Source organism: Jannaschia sp. R86511, from assembly GCF_042466345.1.
GTDB lineage: Bacteria > Actinomycetota > Actinomycetes > Actinomycetales > JBBAYJ01 > Aquipuribacter.
The window spans coordinates 1,777,613-1,799,678 of record NZ_JAXHCD010000001.1; the positions used below are offsets into that span (position 1 = coordinate 1,777,613).

A 22,066-nucleotide genomic window follows, 5' to 3' on the forward strand; every position below is an offset into this window, starting at 1 on the left:
TCAATCACGCAGATGTCCCGTCCGCTTCGGTGGTCGGGGGTTATGCATCTATGGAGAGTTTGATCCTGGCTCAGGACGAACGCTGGCGGCGTGCTTAACACATGCAAGTCGAACGGTGAAGCCCTTCGGGGTGGATCAGTGGCGAACGGGTGAGTAACACGTGAGCAACCTACCCTTGACTCTGGGATAACTCCGGGAAACCGGTGCTAATACCGGATACGACCTTCGGCCTCATGGTCTGTTGGTGGAAAGAATTTTGGTCAGGGATGGGCTCGCGGCCTATCAGCTTGTTGGTGAGGTAATGGCTCACCAAGGCGACGACGGGTAGCCGGCCTGAGAGGGCGACCGGCCACACTGGGACTGAGACACGGCCCAGACTCCTACGGGAGGCAGCAGTGGGGAATATTGCACAATGGGCGAAAGCCTGATGCAGCGACGCCGCGTGAGGGATGACGGCCTTCGGGTTGTAAACCTCTTTCAGCTCCGAAGAAGCGAAAGTGACGGTAGGAGCAGAAGAAGCACCGGCTAACTACGTGCCAGCAGCCGCGGTAATACGTAGGGTGCAAGCGTTGTCCGGAATTATTGGGCGTAAAGAGCTCGTAGGTGGTTCGTCGCGTCTGCTGTGAAAGTCCGAGGCTTAACCTCGGATCTGCAGTGGGTACGGGCGGACTAGAGTGCGGTAGAGGAGATCGGAATTCCTGGTGTAGCGGTGGAATGCGCAGATATCAGGAGGAACACCGGTGGCGAAGGCGGATCTCTGGGCCGTAACTGACGCTGAGGAGCGAAAGCATGGGGAGCGAACAGGCTTAGATACCCTGGTAGTCCATGCCGTAAACGTTGGGCGCTAGGTGTGGGGTCCTATCCACGGATTCCGTGCCGCAGCTAACGCATTAAGCGCCCCGCCTGGGGAGTACGGCCGCAAGGCTAAAACTCAAAGGAATTGACGGGGGCCCGCACAAGCGGCGGAGCATGCGGATTAATTCGATGCAACGCGAAGAACCTTACCAAGGCTTGACATACGCCGGAAACACTCAGAGATGGGTGCCCCGCAAGGTCGGTGTACAGGTGGTGCATGGTTGTCGTCAGCTCGTGTCGTGAGATGTTGGGTTAAGTCCCGCAACGAGCGCAACCCTCGTTCTATGTTGCCAGCGGGTCATGCCGGGGACTCATAGGAGACTGCCGGGGTCAACTCGGAGGAAGGTGGGGATGACGTCAAATCATCATGCCCCTTATGTCTTGGGCTTCACGCATGCTACAATGGCCGGTACAAAGGGCTGCGAAACCGTAAGGTGGAGCGAATCCCAAAAAGCCGGTCTCAGTTCGGATTGGGGTCTGCAACTCGACCCCATGAAGTCGGAGTCGCTAGTAATCGCAGATCAGCAACGCTGCGGTGAATACGTTCCCGGGCCTTGTACACACCGCCCGTCACGTCACGAAAGTCGGTAACACCCGAAGCCGGTGGCCCAACCCCTTGTGGGAGGGAGCCGTCGAAGGTGGGACTGGCGATTGGGACGAAGTCGTAACAAGGTAGCCGTACCGGAAGGTGCGGCTGGATCACCTCCTTTCTAAGGAGCATCTTGGCAGCTGTCACTTCGGTGGGGGTTGTCCAGTGCCCGCTCGGGGCGTTCGTCTCCGAGGGGTGGCTCATGGGTGGATACATCAATTAGTTGGCGATCGGGTTCTCGTATGTCCAGTACTTCCCTGCAGCTTGCTGTGGGGGATGGAACGACATCGACGGGGTCCGGTCGCTTGGCGCGCTGTTGGGTCCTGAGGGAGTGGCTGCGGTCACGAACTCCGGGGACCCTGTGGTCGGTCGAACCGCCACCTACGTGAACACCTGCTCGAGTGCCTGGAAGTTCAGGTCGGGCTGGTGGTGGGGTGGTAGGCGCTGAGGTGCTGCAGGGGACCTCCCGTTTCTTGAGAACTGCATAGTGGACGCGAGCATCTTTATCTTTGTGGCCAAGTTGATAAGGGCACACGGTGGATGCCTTGGCATCAGGAGCCGATGAAGGACGTAGGAACCTGCGATAAGCCTCGGGTAGGTGGTAACCGACCTGTGATCCGAGGATTTCCGAATGGGGCAACCCGGCTGGAGTCATGTCCAGTCACCCACGCCTGAACACATAGGGCGTGCGGAGGGCACGAGGGGAAGTGAAACATCTCAGTACCCTCAGGAAGAGAAAGCAACAGCGATTCCGTGAGTAGTGGCGAGCGAAAGCGGATCAGGCTAAACCGTTCACGTGTGATAGCCGGCAGGCGTTGCGTGGGCGGGGTCGTGGGACCTCCTGGCTGGGACTGCCGTTCCAGCAGGGTGACGTTCGTGTCATAGCCGAAGGACTTGGGAAGGTCCGGCACAGAGGGTGAGACCCCCGTAGGCGAAATGGCATGGCGGCCCTGGAGGGATCCCAAGTAACACGGGGCCCGAGAAATCCCGTGTGAATCTGCGAGGACCATCTCGTAAGCCTAAATACTCCCTGATGACCGATAGCGGACAAGTACCGTGAGGGAAAGGTGAAAAGTACCCCGGGAGGGGAGTGAAATAGTACCTGAAACCGTGTGCCTACAAGCCGTTGGAGCCTTACGGGGTGACAGCGTGCCTTTTGAAGAATGAGCCTGCGAGTTAGTGTTACGTGGCGAGGTTAACCCGTGTGGGGAAGCCGTAGCGAAAGCGAGTCCGAATAGGGCGGTTGAGTCGCGTGATCTAGACCCGAAGCGAAGTGATCTACCCATGGCCAGGTTGAAGCGCGGGTAAGACCGCGTGGAGGACCGAACCCACCAGGGTTGAAAACCTGGGGGATGAGCTGTGGGTAGGGGTGAAAGGCCAATCAAACTTCGTGATAGCTGGTTCTCCCCGAAATGCATTTAGGTGCAGCGTCTCGTGTTTCTTACCGGAGGTAGAGCTACTGGATGGCTAATGGGCCTCACCAGGTTACTGACGTCAGCCAAACTCCGAATGCCGGTAAGTGAGAGCGAGGCAGTGAGACTGCGGGGGATAAGCTCCGTAGTCGAAAGGGAAACAGCCCAGACCACCGGCTAAGGCCCCTAAGCGTGTGCTAAGTGGAAAAGGATGTGGAGTTGCCCAGACAACCAGGAGGTTGGCTTAGAAGCAGCCACCCTTGAAAGAGTGCGTAATAGCTCACTGGTCAAGTGATTCCGCGCCGACAATGTAGCGGGGCTCAAGCACACCGCCGAAGCCGTGGCATTCACACTTTAGCCCGATCCGGACTTGATCCGGGTCCAGGCGTGTGGATGGGTAGGGGAGCGTCGTGTGGCGAGTGAAGCGGCGGGGTAACCCAGTCGTGGACGCCACACGAGTGAGAATGCAGGCATGAGTAGCGAAAGACGGGTGAGAAACCCGTCCGCCGAATGACCAAGGGTTCCAGGGCCAGGTTAATCCGCCCTGGGTAAGTCGGGACCTAAGGCGAGGCCGACAGGCGTAGTCGATGGACAACGGGTTGATATTCCCGTACCGGCGAAGAACCGCCCATATCGAGGCAGACGATGCTGAGCACCATGAAGCTTGTCCCAGCTTGCTGGGGTGGGTGGATCGTGCGACCCAGATCTGTAGTAGGTAAGCGTATTAACAGGAGTGACGCAGGAAGGTAGCCTCCGCGGGGGGATGGTTGTCCCCGTCCAAGTGTCCGAGGGTTGAGCATTGGCAAATCCGTGCTCTACGTACCTGAGGCGCGATAGTGACCGCGTATGCGGGAAGATGGGTGATCCTATGCTGCCTAGAAAAGCTTCGACGCGAGGTTCTAGCCGCCCGTACCCCAAACCGACTCAGGTGGTCAGGTAGAGAATACCAAGGCGATCGAGTGAACTGTGGTTAAGGAACTCGGCAAAATGCCCCCGTAACTTCGGGAGAAGGGGGGCCGGAGGCGTGAGAGCGCTGATGGCCGCAGAGACCAGGGAGAAGCGACTGTTTACTAAAAACACAGGTCCGTGCTAAGTCGCAAGACGATGTATACGGACTGACGCCTGCCCGGTGCTGGAACGTTAAGGGGACGGGTTAACTCATTCGTGGGTGAAGCTCAGAACTTAAGCGCCAGTAAACGGCGGTGGTAACTATAACCATCCTAAGGTAGCGAAATTCCTTGTCGGGTAAGTTCCGACCTGCACGAATGGCGTAACGACTTCTCCACTGTCTCAACCACAGACTCGGCGAAATTGCACTACGAGTAAAGATGCTCGTTACGCGCAGCAGGACGGAAAGACCCCGGGACCTTTACTATAGCTTGGTATTGGTGTTCGGAACGGCTTGTGTAGGATAGGTGGGAGACTGTGAAGCGGGCACGCTAGTGTCGGTGGAGTCAACGTTGAAATACCACTCTGGTCGTTCTGGACATCTAACTTCGGTCCGTAATCCGGATCAGGGACAGTGCCTGGTGGGTAGTTTAACTGGGGCGGTTGCCTCCTAAAATGTAACGGAGGCGCTCAAAGGTTCCCTCAGCCTGGTTGGCAATCAGGTGTTGAGTGTAAGTGCACAAGGGAGCTTGACTGCGAGACTGACAAGTCGAGCAGGGACGAAAGTCGGAACTAGTGACCCGGCCGTGGTGAATGGAAACGCGGTCGCTCATCGGATAAAAGGTACCCCGGGGATAACAGGCTGATCTTGCCCAAGAGTCCATATCGACGGCATGGTTTGGCACCTCGATGTCGGCTCGTCGCATCCTGGGGCTGGAGTCGGTCCCAAGGGTTGGGCTGTTCGCCCATTAAAGCGGCACGCGAGCTGGGTTTAGAACGTCGTGAGACAGTTCGGTCCCTATCCGCTGTGCGCGTTGGAGATTTGAGAAGGGCTGTCCCTAGTACGAGAGGACCGGGACGGACTAACCTCTGGTGTGTCAGTTGTTCCGCCAGGAGCACCGCTGATTAGCTACGTTGGGAAGGGATAACCGCTGAAAGCATCTAAGCGGGAAGCCTGCTTCAAGATGAGATCTCCATGGGTTTAGGCCCGAGAGGCTCCCAGCTAGACTACTGGGTTGATAGGCCGGAGGTGGAAGCGTGGTAACACGTGCAGCTGACCGGTACTAATAAGCCGATGACTTGATTACAACGATTTGTTTCGCGTCCACTATGCGGTTCCCGGGATACGGGGGCCCGGCAGACCATCGAGAGCACGAGTGTGTGCTTGGGGGTGGTGTGTCGGTTCCTGACATCTCGATAGAGTTTCGGCGGTCATGGCGAAGGGGAAACGCCCGGTCCCATTCCGAACCCGGAAGCTAAGCCCTTCTGCGCCGATGGTACTGCACGGGACACTGTGTGGGAGAGTAGGTCACCGCCGGACATTCTTTACGATAGGCCGCCCCGATTGGGGCGGCCTATCGTGCGTTACGGGTGTTCTTGTGACGGATTCTCTGGCTCATCCCACTTCAGGTGTGGACGCGGCCTGAAGCCGCCAGTCTCGAGCAGGCTCCTGGCGATGTAGTTGGTCAGGTCGCGGCAGCCCAGGGCCGAACCGTGGCGGTGCTCGAGGCGGCCGTTCATGGCATCGGTGGCGCCGCCGCTGGCGCGGGCTCATCGCCTGTCTCCGGCCGTGCGGTCGAGGTGCCGGTAGGCGCCGATCGTGCGCTGGTAGCCACCCCAGGTGGCCTCGACGGCGACGTGGTCCTCGACCCCGAACAGCGCGGTGAGCCGCTGACGCTGGCGGTCGGTCAGCAGGTCGGCGCCGGCGTGCAGGGTGCGGCGGGCGCGGTAGAGCGGGTCGTCCTTGCGCCCGCGGTTCCCGTGCAGGTCCTGCTGGACGCGCCGTCGCCAGCGGTCGAGCGCGTCACCGGCGAGGCGGACGACGTGGAAGGGGTCCATCGCGACGACCTCCAGACCGTCGCGACAGGGCCTCGACCGGCTCGCCAGCCAGGTCGTGAACGCCTGCTCGGAGCGGCCTTCCGCCATCGCCAGCAGCCGTGACGGGCCCGTCTTGTCGCGGACGGGCGTGAGGTCGATGTCGACGGTGACCAACGTGTCGTCGCGGCGGGTGTGACGCCACACATGCCCGCAGACAGCGCACCTGTAGCGGCGGAGCGACAGCAGCAGCGTCGTCGTCCGCCAGCCCACCGGCTCGTGCGCCAGGCGACGGTGTCCCGCGGGCGACCCCCGCAGCCGCAGCGCCGGCACCAGCGGTCCGCCTCCTCGACCGCGTCGTCGGCGACCCGGCAGGCCAGCACCGCCCGATCCGGTTGGAGGTGCTGGCCGACCACCACCAGACCCAGCTCGTCGAGGCGGCAGAACGTCGTCACATCAGGGGTTGTGAAGGTAGCGTCAGGCACGTCGAGGTCTCCCTAGCTAGCCTTGAGCCTCTCAGGGATTTGTCATACGAACCCCCGCAAGCCATCGACCGCGGGCGGCTCGGGAGGAACGGGACATGACCGCAGCCGGCAACAAGGTCCGAGACCACTACGCCAGCGAAGGCATCGCAGCCCGCATCCTCGCTGCGCTCAGGGTGGCAGGAGGCAGCGAGGCGGGCCCGATCACGCCCGACGCGCTCGCCCCACTCGACCACTTCCACGGCCGGGGGCTGAAGGCGACAAAGGAGACGGTAGCGCTCCTCGAACCCCTGTCCGGCGAGCGCATCCTCGACATCGGCGGCGGGATCGGAGGACCGGCGCGGTGGACCGCGACGCACTTCGGTTGCCACGTGACCTCGCTCGACCTGACGCCGGAGTTCTGCCGCGCGGCGGAGGAGCTGAACGCCGCGACCGGCCTCTCGGGTCGCGTGCGCGTGGTGGAGGGCAGCGCGACCGATCTGCCCTTCGACGACGATGGGTTTGACCGAGCCTATTCCGAGAACGTGGCGATGAACATCGACGACAAGCGGCGCTTCTATGCCGAGGCGCTTCGTGTGCTCCGCCCCGGCGCGGTGTTCGCATTCTCCCACTACGGAGCCGGGCCGAAGGGCGAGCCCGACTACCCGCTGGCCTGGGCGGCAGGGCCGGGCACGAGCTTTCTGTGCTCGCCCGAGGAGACACGGGAGCAAGTCCTCACCGCGGGTTTCGAGATCGTGATCTTCCGGGACAAGACGGAGGAGGTCCTGCCGGACTTGCGGGAGAACCGCCGGCGGTTGGAGGAACACGGGCTGCCGCCGCTGGGGCTGCAGACGCTCATGGGCGAGCGGATCGGGGAATCTCAGATCAACGCGGCCCGGAGTGCGGACGAGGGCCGTTTGAGCGTTCTTGAGGCCCTCGTCCGCAAGCCGGCCTAGCTAGGTGGGCAGTGTCGGAGCTCCCATCCTCGGGAGGCCTCGACCTCCACCCGGGCACCGAGGCGCCGACCCTCCGCGCTCCAGCCGGCCGCTGTCCACACCCTCAACTGGGAAGAGCCGTACCACCCCGCAATCAGAGCGAGGATTCGCCGCCTGCTCCTCGCACGGCCGTGCCGCCGACGACACCCTCATCTGTGGGGAGCCGGTTTCCCGCCATCAGGCGCAGGCCGACGAGAGGGTCGACGCAGCCGTGCGTGAGCGATCGGCTCGGCGACGGCACCGCAGCGGCCTCGGCCCTCGGGCTCGAGCCGGCGGCGACCTGCGTCGTACAGCGAACCGCCACCTCGACGCGGCGTCTCGGTGTGGTCACGAGCCCGGTCGCGTGGGACAGGGCCGTCCGGGTGAGGCGGTCTCGCCTGTCGGGACGCCGGTGTCGCCAGACGGGACGTCGTGGGTTATCTTTCAACCAGCCATCCAGAGCGACCGAGAGACCTGGCTCGTCGACGTCGCAGCAACCCCCCGGCAACGGGTGCGGGTGCTTCCGCCAGGACCGATGGGAGTCGTCATGATCCAGGTCCACCGCACAGCCCCGCTGGTCGGGCGCGCCCACGTCGACCTCTGCCGCCGCACCGCCGCGGCGTGTCGACGCGCGCAGCGAATGCCCTCGGCCTGACGGTCCCGGCTCGCGGTTCCCACCGCGCCCCAGCACGCCCCCCCAGATCGCCCCCGACCTGCGGCTACCGGCCACCCGGCCGACGTACGCCTGCACCCTGGAGCCCTTGATGAGCAGCACCACCCCCTACCGGTCCGCGGCCGGCCCGACCGCGGCAGGACCGGTCTCGTTGCCGGTCGACGTCCAGCAGCTCGGCGTCGACTTCGGACGCGGCCCGGTACTGACCGACCTGGACCTGCACGTGCCCTCGGGGCAGGTGCACGCGGTTCTCGGACCGTCCGGCTGCGGCAAGTCGACGCTGCTGCGCGTGCTGGCCGGGCTCACCCGGGCCACGTCCGGGCGGGCCAGCCTGGGCGGCGACGCCGTGGTGGAGGGTGACGACCGGGTCGCGGTGGTCTTCCAGCAGCCCCGGTTGCTGCCGTGGCTCGACCTGCGCGCCAACGTGGCCCTGGGCGCGACCCGTCGCCGTCGGCAGGACCCGACGGCCGGCTCTCGGACCGAGGTCGACGAGCTGCTCGAGCGGGTGGGCCTGACCGGGTACGGCGACTACCGCCCCGCCTCCGTGAGCGGCGGGATGGCGCAGCGCACCGCCCTGGCTCGTGCCCTGATCGCTCGCCCGGGGGTGCTGCTGCTCGACGAGCCGTTCGCGGCCCTGGACGCCCTCACGCGCCTGAACATGCAGGCGCTGGTCGACGAGCTGGTCCACGCGGACGGCACGACCGTCGTGCTCGTCACCCACGACGTGGACGAGGCCGTCCGCCTGGCCGACGGCATCACGGTGCTCGGTGCGGCCGGCAGCGGCCACGCCACCGCGGTGCCGGTCGACCTGCGTCGCCCCCGCGACACCACCGAACCCGCCCAGCTCGCCGCGGCCGCCCGGCTGCGCACCCGTTTGCTCGAACTCGTCGGAGTGGAGTCCCACGCATGAACCGCACCACCCTCGCCCTGGCCGCATCCCTCGCCGCCGTCATGGCCCTGTCGGCCTGCGGCGGTGGGGACGAGGCCGCCGACCCCGCGTCCGCCGAGGCGGGTGGCGGCCTGGGCGTGGACGAGATCCGGCTCGACTGGGCGACCTACAACCCCGCGAGCCTGGTGCTGCGCGAGCAGGGCTGGCTGGAGGAGGCCGTCGGTGACGAGGTCACCGTGTCGTGGGAGTTCTCCGCCGGCTCCGCGCCCGCCAACGAGCTGCTCCGCGGTGACGTCGTCGACTTCAACTCCACGGCCGGGGCCGCCGCCCTGCTGGCTCGGGCGAACGGCTCGCCGCTGCGCACGGTCGACGTGCTCGCCCAGCCCGAGTGGTCGGCCATCGTCGTCGGGCCCGACTCCGACATCGCGTCGGCCGAGGACCTCGAGGGCCGCAGCATCGCTGCGCTGTCCGGCACCGACCCCTACTTCTTCCTGCTGCAGACGCTGGAGGCCGCCGGGCTGACCACGGCCGACGTCGACATCGTCGACCTGCCGCACGCCGACGGCCGGCTCGCCCTGCAGCAGGGCCAGGTCGACGCCTGGGCCGGGCTGGACCCGATCATGGCGGACGCGGTCGACAGCGACGTCGCGCAGCTGGTGGTCAGGGAGCCCAGCCGGTTGTCCTACAGCGTGCTGAACGTGCGCGAGGACTTCCTGGAGGAGAGCCCCGAGGCCGTCGAGCTGGTGCTCGAGCAGTACGAGCGGGCACGGCAGTGGATCCAGGACAACCCGGAGGAGACCGTCGAGATCCTCGCGACGGCGGCCGAGATCGAGCCCGCGATCGCCGAGCAGGTGCTCACCGAGCGCACCAACTTCGACGTGGACCCGGTGCCGGGTGACGAGCTGGCGGGCGTGCTGTCCAACATCGTGCCGATCTTCGTCGACCTGGGGCAGGTGAGCGGCCAGGAGGACGCGGACACCGCCCTGGAGGAGCTGTTCGCACCGGAGCCCGTCACCGCGGCCGTCGAGGCCGCCGGATCGGAAGGATGAGCAGATGAGCCTGACCACGTCCGAGCGCGTCGCGCTGGCCCGCAACACCATGGGGGTGGCCGGGGCCGTCGCACCGTCCGGGTGGCAGGGCGTCCCCGGCACCGACGGTGGGCCGGTCGCCCCCCGCCAGGACGCGTCCGCCCGGCCCCGTCGGGGCCGACGCGGCGCCCGGGACCTCGCCCTCGGCCTGGTCCTGCCCGTGGCGCTCCTCGCACTGTGGCAGGCCTTGTCCAGCGCCGGCGTCCTGGACCCCGCCCGGTACTCCTCGCCCGCCGACCTCGGGGTGGCGCTGGTCGGGGCGGTGGAGTCAGGCAGGTTGTGGCCCAACCTCGGCATCAGCGTTCAGCGCGTCTTCGTTGGCTTCGCGATCGGAGCGGCCCTTGCCGTCGTGGTCGGCCTGCTGGTCGCCATGAGCCGCACCGCCGACAAGCTGCTCTCGCCCCTGCTGTCGGCGGTCCGCGCCGTGCCGTCCCTGGCCTGGGTCAGCGTCCTCATCATCTGGTTCGGCATCGGCGAGGAGAACAAGGTCGGCCTCATCGCGATCGGCGCCTTCTTCCCCGTGCTGGCCACCCTGGTCGCCGGCATCCGTCAGGTCGATGTCGGCCTGCTCGAGGTCGCCCAGGCCTACGGGCTGTCCTGGCGGCAGCGGGTGAGCACGGTCCTGCTGCCCTCGGCAGCCCCGTCGCTGCTGGCCGGCGCTCGGCTCGGCCTCAACCAGGCGTGGCTGTTCCTCGTGGCCGCCGAGCTGCTGGGCGCCACCGCAGGACTGGGCTGGCAGCTTCAGAACGCGCAGCGCAACGGCCAGATCGAGCTGGTCCTGGTGACCATCGTCCTGTTCGCCCTGCTCGGCAAGCTCACCGACTCCGTGCTGGCGGCGGTCGAGACCCGGGTGCTGGCGCGCCTGCGCTGACGGCATCCGACACAACGGCACCCCGCGTCGGATCCCGACCGACACGACGGCACTCTGCGTCGGTCTATCCTACACTGAGTGCCGTTGCGTCGGAACGGGGGGCGGGCGTCAGGTCCCCAGGTAGCGGTCGACGAAGGCGTTGGCGAACCGGCGGTCCGGGTCGAGCTCGTCGCGCAGGGCGACGAAGTCGGGCAGGCGCGGGTAGAGCGACCGGACGACGTCCGGCGGCGTGGTGAAGACCTTGCCCCAGTGCGGGCGGGCGGCGAACGGCGCCAGGGCGGCCTCGATCTGCCCCAGCACCGGCAGGACCGCGTCCAGGTCCGGCACCCAGGTGAAGTGCAGGGCCAGGCTGTCGCGGCCGTAGGCCGAGCTGAGCCACAGGTCGTCGGCGGCGATGCTGCGCAGCTCGCCGATCTGCAGCACCGGCGCCACGTGGTCCCCGAGCGCGGCGACCGCCGCGGCGGCGGCCGCGGCGTGCTCGCGGGGGACCAGGTACTCCGTCTGCAGCTCGTCACCGCTGCTGGGCGTGAACTCCAGCCGGAAGTGGGGCAGCCGCTCGTGCCAGGGCCCGACCTCGCCCAGCTGCTGGGTGGCGTGCTCCGTCGGCATGCCCGGGACCGGGTGGCGGGGGCCGTCGGCGACGACGCCGCCCAGCCAGTCGGCGACGGGCGCGGGCGAGCCGGGGTCGCGCTTGACCCACACCTCGGCCGTGCTCCCCGGCGCCCACGAGGTGAACGCGCTCACGCTGTAGCCGGCCGACAGCACCTCGTCGACGGCAGCGACCAGGGCCTCGACCGGGACGCGGTCCTGCACCTGCTGGGCCAGCTCGTAGCCGGGGACGGCCGCCAGCGTGACCTGGGTGACGACGCCCAGCGACCCGAGCGCCACCACGGCACCGGGGAACCGGTCGTCGGAGCCGTCCAGGTGCAGCAGGTCCCCGGTGGCCGTCACCAGCTCCAGCGCGACGACGGACGCGGCCAGGACGCGGTTGCCGTCCCCGGAGCCGTGGGTCCCCGTCGACGCGGCGCCGGCCACGGAGATGTGCGGCAGCGACCCCATGGCCGGCAGCGCGAGCCCGGCCGCGTGCAGCGGGCCGACGACGTCGCCGTAGGTGCAGCCGCCCGACACGGTCACGGTCGCGGCGGCCGGGTCCACGTCCACGACGCGCGGCAGCCGGTCCAGGCGCACCAGGTCGCCGACCGTGTCGGCCACCGTGCTGAAGGAGTGGCCGGAGCCCAGCGCCCGGACCCGTTCGGCCCCGGCGACCAGCTGCTGGAGCTCGGCCACCGAGGTGGGGTGGTGCACCGCCCGGGCGGAGAAGGTGACGTTGCCGGCCCAGTTGGTCGTCGGCGTGAGCGTGTCGGTCATGGCTCCATCATCAGGTCTGCGGATCGATGGCGCTCGCGTCCGCGCAGGAGATGTGCTCAGATGAGCGACGGAGGTGGCTGATGACGGACATGCAGCAGGCGGGCCCGGCTCGGCTGGTCCTGACGGCGTCGGTAGCACGGCGGTACTACATCGACGGCCGGTCCAAGGTGGAGATCGCCGAGGAGTTCCGGCTGAGCCGCTTCAAGATCGCCCGGCTGCTCGACGAGGCCCGCGAGACCGGCCTGGTCCGGATCGAGATCGGCCACGCGGGAGCGGTCGACGTCGGCCTGTCCGACCAGGTCCAGCAGGCGCTCGGCCTGCGTCACGTCGTCGTGGTCGACACCCCCGAGGAGGACCCCGCATCGCTGCGGGCCCAGCTGGGCACGGCGGCGGCCCAGCTGCTGACCGAGATCGTCACCGCCGACGACGTCCTGGGCCTGGCCTGGGCGCGGTCGGTGAGCGCCATGGGGTCGGCCCTGACCTCGCTGGCCCCCTGCTCGGTGGTCCAGCTGACGGGGGCGCTGTCCGGCGCCGACGTGCACGAGAGCTCCATCGAGCTGGTGCGGGAGGTGGCCAAGATCGCCGGCGGGCCCGCGTCGTACTTCTACGCGCCGCTGATCGTGCCCGACGCGGCCACGGCCCGGGCGCTGCGGCAGCAGCCGGAGGTGGCCCGGGCCATGGACCTGATCCCGTCGGTGACGATCGCGGTGGCCGGTGTCGGTGGCTGGGGTCCCGGGCAGTCGACGGTCTACGACGCCATCGACGCCGCCGAGCGCGACTCCCTGCGCGCGGGCGGGGTCCGGGCCGACATCTCCGGGATCCTGCTCGACGCCGACGCGGTCCCGGTCCGCACGCCCCTGACGGAGCGGATGATCGGCATCACCGCCGAGCAGATGCTCGCCATCCCCGAGGTGATCGCCATCGCCTACCAGACGTCCAAGACGGAGGCCCTGCGCCTGGCCGTCCGCAGCGGTCTGGTCGGTGGCCTGGTCACCCACACCGCCGTGGCCCGTGAGCTGCTCGAGCAGCGCTGACCCGGCCCCGGAGCAGCTGCTCCACGGGGGGACGGCCAACCGCGGCCAGGTCGTACGGGTGGGGGACACGGTGCGGCGGCCGTGGCGGCGCACGTCCGCGGCCACCCGGGCCCTCCTGCTTCACCTGGAGGAGGTCGGGTTCGACGGCGCGCCCCGGCACCTGGGCACCGACGACCGTGGCCGCGAGGTGCTGAGCTACGTGGTCGGGCAGGCCGTGACCCGGCCGTACCCGGGGTGGGCGCTCGACGAGGCGGCGCTGCGCAGCGTGGCCGACCTGCTCCGGTCCTTCCACGAGGCGGTGGCCGGGTTCGACCCGTCGCCGCACCGCTGGCCCGGGCCGGTCCCGGACCGCTTCCGGACGTCGTTGGTCACCCACAACGACCCGAACCTGGACAACGTCGTGTTCCGGGACGGCCGGGCCGTGGCGCTGATCGACTTCGACCTGGCCGCGCCCGGGTCGCGGGTGTGGGAGGTGGCGGCGGCGGCCCGGCTCTGGGCCCCGCTGCGGCTGGACGGTGACGTGGACGACGCCCGCCGCGGGGCCCAGCTGCAGCGGCTGGTCAGGTTCGTCACCGCCTACGGCCTGGACTCCGACGAGCGCGCCCGGCTGCCCGAGGCCGTGCTGGCCAACCACGACTGGCTGTACGGCATCGTCGCCGACGAGGCCGCCCACGGGCACCAGGCGTTCTCGCAGTACTGGCGCGAGGGCGGTGCGGCCCGCTCCCGGCGCACCCGGCAGTGGTACGTCCGGGACCTCGAGCTGCTGCGTGACGCGGTGGCCGGGTGACGCGCCCACGGGACGACGCGGTGGCCGGGTGACGCGGTCGCCGGACGGCTGAGTCGGCCAGACCCGTTCGGAGGATGCCGGCCGGCACGGCGCCCGACCTAGCCTGTGCCCGGCGCGGAGCGGGGTCTCCGGCCGGGGCGCGGACGCCCCCGGGTACGCCTGCGGGGAGGCACGGATGAGCAGGACGGTCAGGATCACCGTCGGGGCGGTGGTCGCGGGGACGCTGGCCTTCGTCGCGCTGGTCGCCGGGGTGATGGCGGCCGCCCCCGGTCCCGGAGGGTTCCTGACCGGGCTGGACGAGTGGGGGCCCGACGCGGTCGACACCACGGCCACCGCCGAGGTGCTCGACGTGGACGACGAGGGGGACTGGCCCACGGTCGACGTGCGCTGGACCACCCCCGACGGCGAGGTGGTGGTCACCTACGTCGACTGGGAGTGGAGCGACGACCTGCCGGTGGTGGGTGACCGGGTCGACGTCGTGTACGACGCCTCCGACCCCGAGCTCGCCTTCGCCGCCGACGACCCCTGGGTGGCGGACGTCGTGGCCGGGCCCGCCGGCGCGGAGGACGCGGTCGAGCCGACCGACGCCGAGGCCGACGGGGCCGGGGCCACGGCTGGGGTGGCCGGCTGGGTGGCCCTGGGGGCGCTGCTGGCGCTGCTGGTCACGGTGGCGGTGACCGTCGTCGCCGCGGTCCGGGCCCCGCGGCCGTCGACCACGCCCTGGGACCACCCGGGGGCCGTGGCGGCGTTCCCGCCGTCGTACGCGCCCGCCGCTGCGGAGCCGTACCCGCACCCCGGCCCGGGGCCCTGGCCGCCGGCGGGGACGCACGTGCCGCAGGGGCCACCGCCCCGCACCTGGCCCGGGAACGGCCCGCACCCCGAGCCCGGTGCTGCGCCCGCAGGGCAGCCGCCGGCCGGTCCGCCGGTCCCCGGCGCCTGGTCCTCGCCCTGAGCGCTCAGCCGCCCGCCGGGGCGGACGACGGCCGGTCACGGTCCCGGCTGGGCTGCACCCGCTTCGGCTCGCCCGGCATCTTGGGGGTGCAGGCCTCCTAAGCGCTGTGCTGAACAGGGGATTCGCTGGTCAACCCGGAGCGCTGTGGCCCGAGATATCGGGCGAGATTGGGAGACCATCATGACCACCACGAACCCCCCGGCCCAGGTCGAGATCGTCGTCAGCGACACCCCCAGCGGCACCGTCCGCCGGGACGGCAACACCGTGCACGTCAGCCGCCACGACAGCCCGCAGGCCCGTGCCCGCCTCCTGATGGCCTGCGGCCTGACGCCTCGGGACGGGGTCTGGACCGACCTGGTGCCGACCCCGCTGCTCGACGCTCAGATGACCGAGGCGCGGGCCAAGGCCACCGACCCCGCTCAGCGGGCCATGCTCGACCGGGTCGACGCGGAACTGGTCTGGTGGAAGCGGTCGGACGTGGACAAGGCCACGATCCTGCGCCTGGCACCCACCCCGACCCTGCCCTGCCCGACCTGGTGCACCGAGGGCGAGGGACACCCGTTCGACGACTACGACGCCGGGGAGCTGGGCCGCTGGCACGAGCGCACGATGTCGGACCTGGACTACTTGCTGGTCACCCTGCGGCGTCGGGACCGGCTCATCGTGGACACGGGCGTCGAGCGCATCGAGGGTGCCAGCAGGGTCGACGTCGAGGTCTACGGCGACGGTGGCGGGTCCCCGTCCCTCACCCCCGCCCAGGCCGTCGAGACCGCGGCCCTGCTCACCGAAGCGGCGCGGCTCATGACGGAGGCGCAGGAGGCCGGTGACACCGTCACCATGGGCACTGGGGACCTGTCCTGGCAGGAGCAGCGAGACGCACAGGAGGGCTGAGACGTGCTGTTCCTGGCCCTGTTCGCGCTCGTCCTCACCGTGGGCGCGGTACAGATCGCGTGCACCCCCCGGCTCCGACGGATGTACGTCCCGCAGTGAAGGATTGCTGTTCCCGCTGACAGTGGTAGCAGCATCCGCGTCCCCCCTCTCCCGACCATGACCGAACCGCCCCGTTTGCCGTACACGGCCAGCGGGGCGGTTCTACGTTCGGGTCATGACGTACGTGACTGTGCATATGGATGGCTCAGGCGAGTTGCGGTCGATGGATCTCGACCACCGGCAGCGCGAGGGAGAGGCTTGCGTTCACTGCGGTGAGAATCGCGGCACGACAGCGGACAGGCTGTCCATCATCGGTCGGGTGGTGAACGGCTCAGAGGTCGGCGCCTGCCAGCGCTGCCGATAGGCAGGTGCTCCGAACCGAACGGTCGTTGCTCTCGTCACCGGCCCCGGCACCCGTGTGGTCCGGGGGTGTTGCTGCGTCCGGGGTGCTCCAAGTCGTCCAGGCGATACTCGTTGCGGGCGACACGGCCGTCGAGGCGTTGGACCGCGTCAACCACGGCGTCCAGCTTGCCCTCGATCCGGCGAGCGAAACCATTGCCTGTGGGGGCGGCGAGGTCCTTCGCCTCGGTGGCCTCGCTGCGGGCCTGGCCGGCTCGTCGGGCGCTGACAAGGACACCCACGAGGATGACGGCCTGGGTGATGACGAGGCCGGCGAACTCCAGGCCCGTCACGAGCTGTCCCGCGGGTGAGGAGTGACGCGGTCCCGCAGGGTCTCGGTGCCCACGGGGACAGCGACCACGGCAGTAGCGACCGCCAGCCAGACCACGGACTGCTCGGGCGTCAGCAGGCCGTACGTGACAAGTAGGGCCACCACGGCCGCGCCGACGCCATACAGCCACACCCGGACGGGCTCGGCCCGGGCCCAGTGCGCAAGGCGGGTCATCGGCCTGCCGCCGAGGGCGTGATCAGGCCGACGACCTTCTCGAGGGCCGAGTGGATGGACCGGGCGGCGACGCGGGTGCCGTCGTTCGTGGTGTTGATGGTGTTCAGGACGGGCCGCAGGTTGCGGACCTCCTCCACGACGCTGGTGAAGCCCTCGCGCATGGCGGCCAGGTGGGCCTTGAACTGCTCGTCGGTCATGGTGTCCTCCGGGTCGGGGGTAGCTGGTGCGGGGGCGAGGGGCGTGCTGATGCGCCAGGGTCCGGGTCGGTCGCCTGTGCTGCCGGGGTTGACGCTGACGTGGACGTGCTCGAAGTGGCCGTTTACGCCGTTGTAGGGGCGCCACGTCCAGGCGGGCACACCACGCGAGACGTAGGACGAGAACATGCGCCCGCGCCAGATGACGTACTTCACGCGGGGGTCCTTGGTGCGGAGCATCGCGTCCACGACGGTCTGGGCGATGTTGGCCCGGCTGCCGTCGCGGTCGTCCTTGTCGAGGTCGAGGGCGCGGACGATGCCCAGGGGATGGGAGCGGTCCGGGTTGTGGTCGCTGCCGTTGCCGCGACTTGCGTGCTCGGCGTTGCCGATCCACCCGTCTGACGCCTTGTCGCGACCGGGGTAGGCGGCGTCGACCTCGGCCCGCAGGTCCACCAGGGAGTGCGCCAGGCGGTAGGTCATCAGGACGTCCGGTGGATCTCGGCCCAGAACTGGGCACGGGTGGCCAGGTGGACGTACCCGCCCGAGCCGCTGGCCCGGGACACCTTCATCGTGCCGGTGATGGCGGTGTTGGCGGGCAGGGTGCGGGGCTTGGTGCGCAGCTGCTCGGACCACTTGGACTGCGACCAGCGGGTGCTGATGCCGCCGCCGGAGAACACGGTGACGTCGATGAGGAAGTCCCACTCGGCCGCGGCGGAGTCCTGGGTGACGACCGCGACGCCGTTGAAGGTGACACGGCGGGCGTAGGGCACGGCGGGGATGGTGAGGGTGGACAGCACCCCGTCGCTGGGGCTGTTGCTCGCGGTGGTGGCCTCGACCAGCTGGAAGGCGTTGAACAGGTTGTTGACGTCGCCGTCGACCCCGTCGAAGCCGTCCTTGATGGTGGCGGCGCCGTCGCGGAGGAAATCGCCCGCGGCCGGGGCGGGGTAGCTGCGGTGGGTGGTGTTCGTGGGCACAGGAGGCTCCTCTACTCGGTCAGCTGGTCGGCTGAGGTCCAGGTGATGCCGGCGGGCACGGTGCGCCACCGGGTCGTCGAGGGCACGTCACGCCAGGTGCCGGTCTCGATCTCGCGCGGCTGGTAGGTGGTGGCGCCGAACCACGTCAGGAACGGGGGCACGTCGTCCCAGGTGACGGCCGGGTCGACCTCGGACCACTTGATGGGGTCGGCCAGGGCCTCGTATGGGGCCAGGTCGAGGGTCACCGTCCAGGTGTGGGCGTCGAACGTCTCCGACATGCCGAGGCACCACAGCAGGCCGTTGGAGCGGGGGCCGGGCTCGTTGCGGTCTAGGCCGGGCAGCTCAGGGAACCCGCGCAGCCGGACCAGGCACTCGTCGCGGGCCAGGAGCAGCTGACGGACGAGGGCCCGGTCCTGGGCGGTGTCGCGCTGGATGAGCTGGTGCACGGGGATGGTGAGCCGCGAGACGCGCCACTGGGGCAGGCTGCGGCGGGACACCAGCTCGGTGGCGACCCACCGGGCGTCGGCCTCGGACTCCAGCTGGGTGTTGACGGTGGCCGGGCGGCGGTCGTTGCTGCGGCCCTCGGAGCCGTAGACCTCAGCTTGCTCGTTCGCGACCTCCACGAACGGCTGGTCGTTGTCCCCGTCGTCGCCGTAGGTCACGCGCGCCCGGGTGACCTTGTCGCCGTCCTCCACGGTCCACGTGAGGGGCCCGACGGCCTGGTCGGCGGCCACGTCGATGTCGACACCCACCGCCCCGCGCCGGGACAGGGGTATCCACCGCCAGATCAGCTGGCGCTCGAGGACGAGGACGCCACCGGTCCACTCCGACAGCTCGTCCAGCAGGCCGCCGTGGCTCGAGTTGTCGACGTCGCGGGCCAGGACGCGGATGTTGTCCGGCGGCAGGTCCCACGTGAGGTCGTTGCCGGCGCTGGTCAGGATGCGCCCGATGCGGTTGTTGATCGGCTCGGCGGGCCACGGGTTGTCGCCTTGGGTCCACCGGTTGATGCGTGCCCGCTGGTCCACCGCGGTGATCTCGTACAGAGGGCGGTTCACCTCGACCAGGTCGCCGCCGCCCAAGTTGAGCGAAGCCAGCAGGAGGTCGTGGCTGACGACGGTCGACACCTCGGTGATCTCGCCGACGAACCGGACCTGGGCCCGCACGGACTGGTCCGTGGGCACACCGAGGCCGCTGGCCACGACAGGGCTGATGTACAGGTCGAAGCGGTCCCCGGGCTGCGGCGGGCGCTCAGGGGCGATGACGGCGCTCACCGTGGCCGGGGCGGGGATGTCCTGCGGCCCGCTGCGCCCTCGCGTCACGGACGCGGCCACGACGTCGCCGAAGTAGAGGAGGGTCTGGTACGGCTCGAGCTGGGTCTGGGTGCCGCGCCGGACCTGCCCGGTGAGCCACGCCCCGAATCGCTGCCACAGCGGCGGGGCGCTGGCGGTGGTCACGTACCGGCTCATCAGCCCCGCCACCCGGGCACGGCGCGGCCGGTGCGGCGGTCGTCGGCCGCGAGCAGCTGGCGGATGGTGCGGGCCGTACCGACGGGGTCCAGGGCGCCGGTGACCGTGATGTTGACGACCCGCTGCTGGACCAGGGGAGTGCCGCCACCGCCCCCCGCGTAGCCGATGCTGCCGAGGCCACCCGCGCCGGCCGCGGCGGTCATGAGGACGGGGCGGGCGGTGAACGTGGCCAGCTGCGGGCCCCCGGCGGACAGCAGACCGCGCAGGGGGTTGGGGATGCTGGGGAACTGGATGTTGCGGATGCGGTCGATGACCCGGCCGACGGCGCTGAACACCCGCTCGGCGGCGTCCTTGATGTTGTTCAGGCCGGTCAGGAACGCCCCGCCGATGCGGCTGTTGCGGAACTTGCTGGCCAGGTTGCCGATGCCGGTGCGGAGGCGGTCGAAGCCGGTACGGACCAGCTCGGCGCCCCGCTTGATGCCGTCGATGGCTGTGGTGGCCACGACGATGGCGGCGCGCAGCTGCAGACGGAAGTAGCCCGCGACGACGCCCCCGATGAAGGACCCGACGGCGCCCAGGATGGAACGCAGCCGCTCGCTGCGCTGCCACAGGTCCTGGAACACGCCGGCCAGGAAGCCGACCGCGGACCGCAGCGCGTTGAAGGCGCTGATGGCGGCGCCCTTGAGGACGCCGGCGACCCGGTTGACGGCGTTGCGGAACGTCTCGTTGCGCTTGTAGACGACGACCAGGGCCGCGACCAGGCCCGCGATGGCCAGGACCACGATGCCGATGGGGTTCGCGTTCAGGGCGATGTTCAGCAGGCCCTGGGCTGCGGCGGCGACCAGGGTGACCGTGCGCACGACGGCCATGACGGCGTTGTAGGCGACGATGCCGGCGGTGATGGTGGCCACGGCCGCGCCCAGCGCGAGGAAGGTCGTCGCGTTGCGCTGCACGAACCCGCCGAGGGCCTGCAGCTGGGGGACGACGGTCCCGGTGATGTAGTCGCCGAACGCCTGCAGGGCCGGCAGGACGCTGGTCTGGAAGCCCTCGCCGAGCTGCTGCACCTTGGGTACCAGGGTGTCCTGGATGTAGGCGCCGAACCGCTCCAGGGCAGGGATGATCGTGGTGATCGTGTAGTCCGCGAACCGCTCCCACAGCGGCATGAGCTTCTGTCCGAGCCGGTCGGCCACCTGGGAGAAGGCGACCTTGATCCGGTCGGACGCGTCGGCGGTGGCCACGGCGGTGCCGCCCACCTGGGTCTCGATCGCGGACAGGATCAGCTGCTGGGCCTCGCCGGTCTTGTTGGACTCGACCAGGGCGGCGATGCGGTCCTTCTCGGCCTTGGTGAACGTGACGCCGGACCGGGTGAGGGCGGTCAGACCCTTGATCGGGTCGTTGAGTGCCTTGCCGAGCTGGGCGGCGTTCGACTCGGCCTCACCGAACCCGGCGGCGGCCAGGTCGAGGGCGGCCTGGTTGGCGCGGTCGAACGTGCCGCCGGCCTCGTCGGCGGTGCTGGCCAGCTCCTTGAAGGTGAGCAGCTTGGCCTGGGTGGCCTTGATCGAGTTGGTGTCGATGCCGGTCTGACGGGCGGTGGCCTCGGCCAGCTTCACCAGGCGGTCGGTCACCGCGCCGGCCTCACCGCCGAACAGGCCCATGGACTCGGCGATGTTGCCTATCCGGGCGTTGGCGGTGCTCGCGGCCTCCCCGGCCCGGATGAGGCCGACGGCTGCAGCACCGACTGCGGCGGCACCGACGGCCCCGATCTTGAGGGCGGCGGCTCCGGCGGCCTTGCCGAACTTGCCCAGCCGGCCGGACACGGTGTCCAGGGCGCGCTGGGCGGACTTGGCGTCGCCGATGATCTCGACCTTGAGTCGTGCGGGTCCGGCCATCAGCGGTTCGCCTCCCTCATCCTCTCGTCGTGCAGGTCACGTATCTGGCGCATCAGGTGCAGCTCGCGGAGGCTGCAGTCCCGCAGCTGGGCCGGGGTGTGACCGGTCCGGTAGCCGAGCAGAACCAGGTCCTCGGGGCTCAGCTCGGCGTCGGAGGGTCCAGGGCCTCGCCCTCGTCCTCGCCGTCGGCCTCGTCGGTGTCCTCGTGCAGACCCAGGTCGTCCATCAGGTCGGTCAGCGGGCGGGCCAGGTAGGCCTCGAACTTGTCGGTCGAGCCCTCGCGCTTGCCCTTGAGCCAGACAGCCGCGGCGACGGCCTCGGGGAAGTAGCCGTGGCCCGGGTCACCGATGACGCCCAGCAGGTTGTGGCCGTTGATCTTGCTGCGGGCGATGGCGAGCTCGTTGGGGGTGAAGGACAGCAGGTCCATGGGTCGGGCCTTCCTAGACGCTGTACCGGCTGGCGGTTGCCAGCAGGCTCTGTAGGGCCCGCTCGTACGCGGGCAGCCACACCGGCTCGGTGTCGGTGGCGGCGTCGGTGACGAACGGCTGGGCGGCGATGTTGCGGGCCGGGTGACCCCAGTGGATGGGCCCGGCGTACGGCAGGCGCGCGCCGCCGTAGGTGACGGTCGCCCGCCCGGCCGCCCGGTTGCCTCGGACGCTGGAGATCAGCCGACCGGTGCGGCGTGGTGCTCGCGCGACGGCCGCGGACGCGACGATGGCCGCGGCCTGGGCGTTGGCGTCCTTGAGATCTTCGACGCCGTCATGCACCGTGCGCAGGGTGCGGCGGAGTTCGCGCGCGCCCTCCACTCGGTACGTGGCCAGCGGCTTGGACATC

The 22,066-nt window shown here is 69.2% G+C and carries 17 protein-coding genes, 3 rRNA genes, 1 pseudogene and 1 riboswitch; of the genes and pseudogenes, 11 read left to right on the forward strand and 10 right to left on the reverse strand.

Going from position 1 to position 22,066, the window contains the following annotated elements; all coding sequences use genetic code 11:
- The first annotated feature begins 47 nt into the window (after positions 1-47).
- The 3 genes from SJY06_RS08530 (at position 48) to rrf (ending at position 5,284) form a co-directional block, all read left to right on the forward strand.
- Positions 48-1,565, forward strand: a 16S ribosomal RNA gene (locus SJY06_RS08530).
- A gap of 392 nt (positions 1,566-1,957) precedes the next feature.
- Positions 1,958-5,051: ribosomal RNA gene (locus tag SJY06_RS08535) — 23S ribosomal RNA — on the forward strand.
- A 116-nt stretch (positions 5,052-5,167) separates the two neighbouring features.
- A 5S ribosomal RNA gene (rrf, locus tag SJY06_RS08540) occupies positions 5,168-5,284 on the forward strand.
- The 16S, 23S and 5S rRNA genes sit together here, the layout of an rRNA operon.
- A 44-nt stretch (positions 5,285-5,328) precedes the next feature.
- Here the strand turns inward: rrf and SJY06_RS08545 are convergent.
- Positions 5,329-6,263: pseudogene (locus tag SJY06_RS08545) on the reverse strand (transposase).
- A 95-nt stretch (positions 6,264-6,358) separates the two neighbouring features.
- Here SJY06_RS08545 and SJY06_RS08550 point away from each other — a divergent pair.
- From SJY06_RS08550 to SJY06_RS08565, 4 genes are all read left to right on the forward strand, one after another.
- Complete coding sequence (locus tag SJY06_RS08550; RefSeq protein WP_380166559.1) at positions 6,359-7,195, forward strand: class I SAM-dependent methyltransferase; 837 nt, start codon at positions 6,359-6,361, stop codon at positions 7,193-7,195.
- Between the two features lie 467 nt (positions 7,196-7,662).
- Positions 7,663-7,755, forward strand: a riboswitch (SAM riboswitch).
- A 222-nt stretch (positions 7,756-7,977) separates the two neighbouring features.
- Positions 7,978-8,796 carry an ABC transporter ATP-binding protein gene (locus SJY06_RS08555; protein WP_380166561.1) on the forward strand — a complete coding sequence of 273 codons (819 nt, stop codon included), beginning with the start codon at positions 7,978-7,980 and terminating at the stop codon, positions 8,794-8,796.
- On the forward strand, positions 8,793-9,824 hold the full coding sequence (locus tag SJY06_RS08560; RefSeq protein WP_380166563.1) for an aliphatic sulfonate ABC transporter substrate-binding protein: 1,032 nt from the start codon (positions 8,793-8,795) through the stop codon (positions 9,822-9,824). Before SJY06_RS08555 ends, SJY06_RS08560 begins: the two co-directional genes overlap by 4 nt.
- A gap of 4 nt (positions 9,825-9,828) precedes the next feature.
- Entirely contained in the window at positions 9,829-10,734 is a 906-nt protein-coding gene (locus SJY06_RS08565; protein ID WP_380166565.1) for an ABC transporter permease, read from the forward strand.
- Between the two features lie 108 nt (positions 10,735-10,842).
- On the opposite strand, the gene SJY06_RS08570 is transcribed toward SJY06_RS08565, so the two are convergent.
- Positions 10,843-12,102 carry an FAD-binding protein gene (locus SJY06_RS08570; protein ID WP_380166567.1) on the reverse strand — a complete coding sequence of 420 codons (1,260 nt, stop codon included), beginning with the start codon at positions 12,100-12,102 and terminating at the stop codon, positions 10,843-10,845.
- A gap of 80 nt (positions 12,103-12,182) precedes the next feature.
- Here SJY06_RS08570 and SJY06_RS08575 point away from each other — a divergent pair, with 80 nt between their 5' ends.
- From SJY06_RS08575 to SJY06_RS08590, 4 genes are all read left to right on the forward strand, one after another.
- Entirely contained in the window at positions 12,183-13,136 is a 954-nt protein-coding gene (locus tag SJY06_RS08575) for a sugar-binding transcriptional regulator (protein WP_380166569.1), read from the forward strand.
- 58 nt (positions 13,137-13,194) lie between these two features.
- Entirely contained in the window at positions 13,195-13,923 is a 729-nt protein-coding gene (locus tag SJY06_RS08580) for a phosphotransferase (RefSeq protein ID WP_380166571.1), read from the forward strand.
- Positions 13,924-14,098: 175 nt separating this feature from the next.
- Entirely contained in the window at positions 14,099-14,875 is a 777-nt protein-coding gene (locus SJY06_RS08585) for a hypothetical protein (RefSeq protein ID WP_380166572.1), read from the forward strand.
- Between the two features lie 180 nt (positions 14,876-15,055).
- The gene (locus SJY06_RS08590) at positions 15,056-15,766 is read left to right on the forward strand and encodes a DUF6907 domain-containing protein (RefSeq protein ID WP_380166574.1); all 711 of its coding nucleotides are present in this window, start codon (positions 15,056-15,058) and stop codon (positions 15,764-15,766) included.
- A 437-nt stretch (positions 15,767-16,203) separates the two neighbouring features.
- Here SJY06_RS08590 and SJY06_RS08595 read toward each other — a convergent pair whose 3' ends face one another.
- The 8 genes from SJY06_RS08595 to SJY06_RS08630 all read right to left on the reverse strand — a co-directional run bounded on the left by SJY06_RS08595 (position 16,204) and on the right by SJY06_RS08630 (position 22,065).
- A complete protein-coding gene (locus SJY06_RS08595; RefSeq protein WP_380166576.1) occupies positions 16,204-16,497 on the reverse strand; it encodes a hypothetical protein in 294 nt (97 codons plus the stop codon).
- Entirely contained in the window at positions 16,494-16,709 is a 216-nt protein-coding gene (locus SJY06_RS08600; RefSeq protein ID WP_380166578.1) for a hypothetical protein, read from the reverse strand. Before SJY06_RS08600 ends, SJY06_RS08595 begins: the two co-directional genes overlap by 4 nt.
- Positions 16,706-17,383: a hypothetical protein gene (locus tag SJY06_RS08605; protein WP_380166580.1), complete on the reverse strand. Its 678-nt coding sequence runs from the start codon at positions 17,381-17,383 to the stop codon at positions 16,706-16,708. Before SJY06_RS08605 ends, SJY06_RS08600 begins: the two co-directional genes overlap by 4 nt.
- Entirely contained in the window at positions 17,383-17,877 is a 495-nt protein-coding gene (locus SJY06_RS08610; protein ID WP_380166582.1) for a hypothetical protein, read from the reverse strand. The genes SJY06_RS08605 and SJY06_RS08610 overlap by 1 nt, the downstream gene beginning before the upstream one ends.
- An 11-nt stretch (positions 17,878-17,888) precedes the next feature.
- Positions 17,889-19,331, reverse strand: coding sequence for a hypothetical protein (locus SJY06_RS08615; RefSeq protein ID WP_380166584.1), 1,443 nt, complete (start codon positions 19,329-19,331; stop codon positions 17,889-17,891).
- 11 nt (positions 19,332-19,342) lie between these two features.
- Positions 19,343-21,232 carry a hypothetical protein gene (locus SJY06_RS08620; RefSeq protein WP_380166586.1) on the reverse strand — a complete coding sequence of 630 codons (1,890 nt, stop codon included), beginning with the start codon at positions 21,230-21,232 and terminating at the stop codon, positions 19,343-19,345.
- 139 nt (positions 21,233-21,371) lie between these two features.
- Complete coding sequence (locus tag SJY06_RS08625) at positions 21,372-21,659, reverse strand: hypothetical protein (RefSeq protein WP_380166588.1); 288 nt, start codon at positions 21,657-21,659, stop codon at positions 21,372-21,374.
- Between the two features lie 13 nt (positions 21,660-21,672).
- On the reverse strand, positions 21,673-22,065 hold the full coding sequence (locus tag SJY06_RS08630; protein ID WP_380166590.1) for an HK97 gp10 family phage protein: 393 nt from the start codon (positions 22,063-22,065) through the stop codon (positions 21,673-21,675).
- Position 22,066 lies beyond the last annotated feature (1 nt).

Excerpts from the sequence above, each read along its gene's own strand:
- SJY06_RS08550 (WP_380166559.1), top strand. The coding sequence starts at position 6,359 with ATGACCGCAGCCGGCAACAAGGTCCGAGACCACTACGCCAGCGAAGGC.
- SJY06_RS08555 (WP_380166561.1), top strand. The coding sequence starts at position 7,978 with ATGAGCAGCACCACCCCCTACCGGTCCGCGGCCGGCCCGACCGCGGCA.
- SJY06_RS08560 (WP_380166563.1), top strand. The coding sequence starts at position 8,793 with ATGAACCGCACCACCCTCGCCCTGGCCGCATCCCTCGCCGCCGTCATG.
- SJY06_RS08565 (WP_380166565.1), top strand. The coding sequence starts at position 9,829 with ATGAGCCTGACCACGTCCGAGCGCGTCGCGCTGGCCCGCAACACCATG.
- SJY06_RS08570 (WP_380166567.1), bottom strand. The coding sequence starts at position 12,102 with ATGACCGACACGCTCACGCCGACGACCAACTGGGCCGGCAACGTCACC.
- SJY06_RS08575 (WP_380166569.1), top strand. The coding sequence starts at position 12,183 with ATGACGGACATGCAGCAGGCGGGCCCGGCTCGGCTGGTCCTGACGGCG.
- SJY06_RS08585 (WP_380166572.1), top strand. The coding sequence starts at position 14,099 with ATGAGCAGGACGGTCAGGATCACCGTCGGGGCGGTGGTCGCGGGGACG.
- SJY06_RS08590 (WP_380166574.1), top strand. The coding sequence starts at position 15,056 with ATGACCACCACGAACCCCCCGGCCCAGGTCGAGATCGTCGTCAGCGAC.
- SJY06_RS08600 (WP_380166578.1), bottom strand. The coding sequence starts at position 16,709 with ATGACCCGCCTTGCGCACTGGGCCCGGGCCGAGCCCGTCCGGGTGTGG.
- SJY06_RS08605 (WP_380166580.1), bottom strand. The coding sequence starts at position 17,383 with ATGACCTACCGCCTGGCGCACTCCCTGGTGGACCTGCGGGCCGAGGTC.
- SJY06_RS08620 (WP_380166586.1), bottom strand. The coding sequence starts at position 21,232 with ATGGCCGGACCCGCACGACTCAAGGTCGAGATCATCGGCGACGCCAAG.
- SJY06_RS08625 (WP_380166588.1), bottom strand. The coding sequence starts at position 21,659 with ATGGACCTGCTGTCCTTCACCCCCAACGAGCTCGCCATCGCCCGCAGC.
- SJY06_RS08630 (WP_380166590.1), bottom strand. The coding sequence starts at position 22,065 with ATGTCCAAGCCGCTGGCCACGTACCGAGTGGAGGGCGCGCGCGAACTC.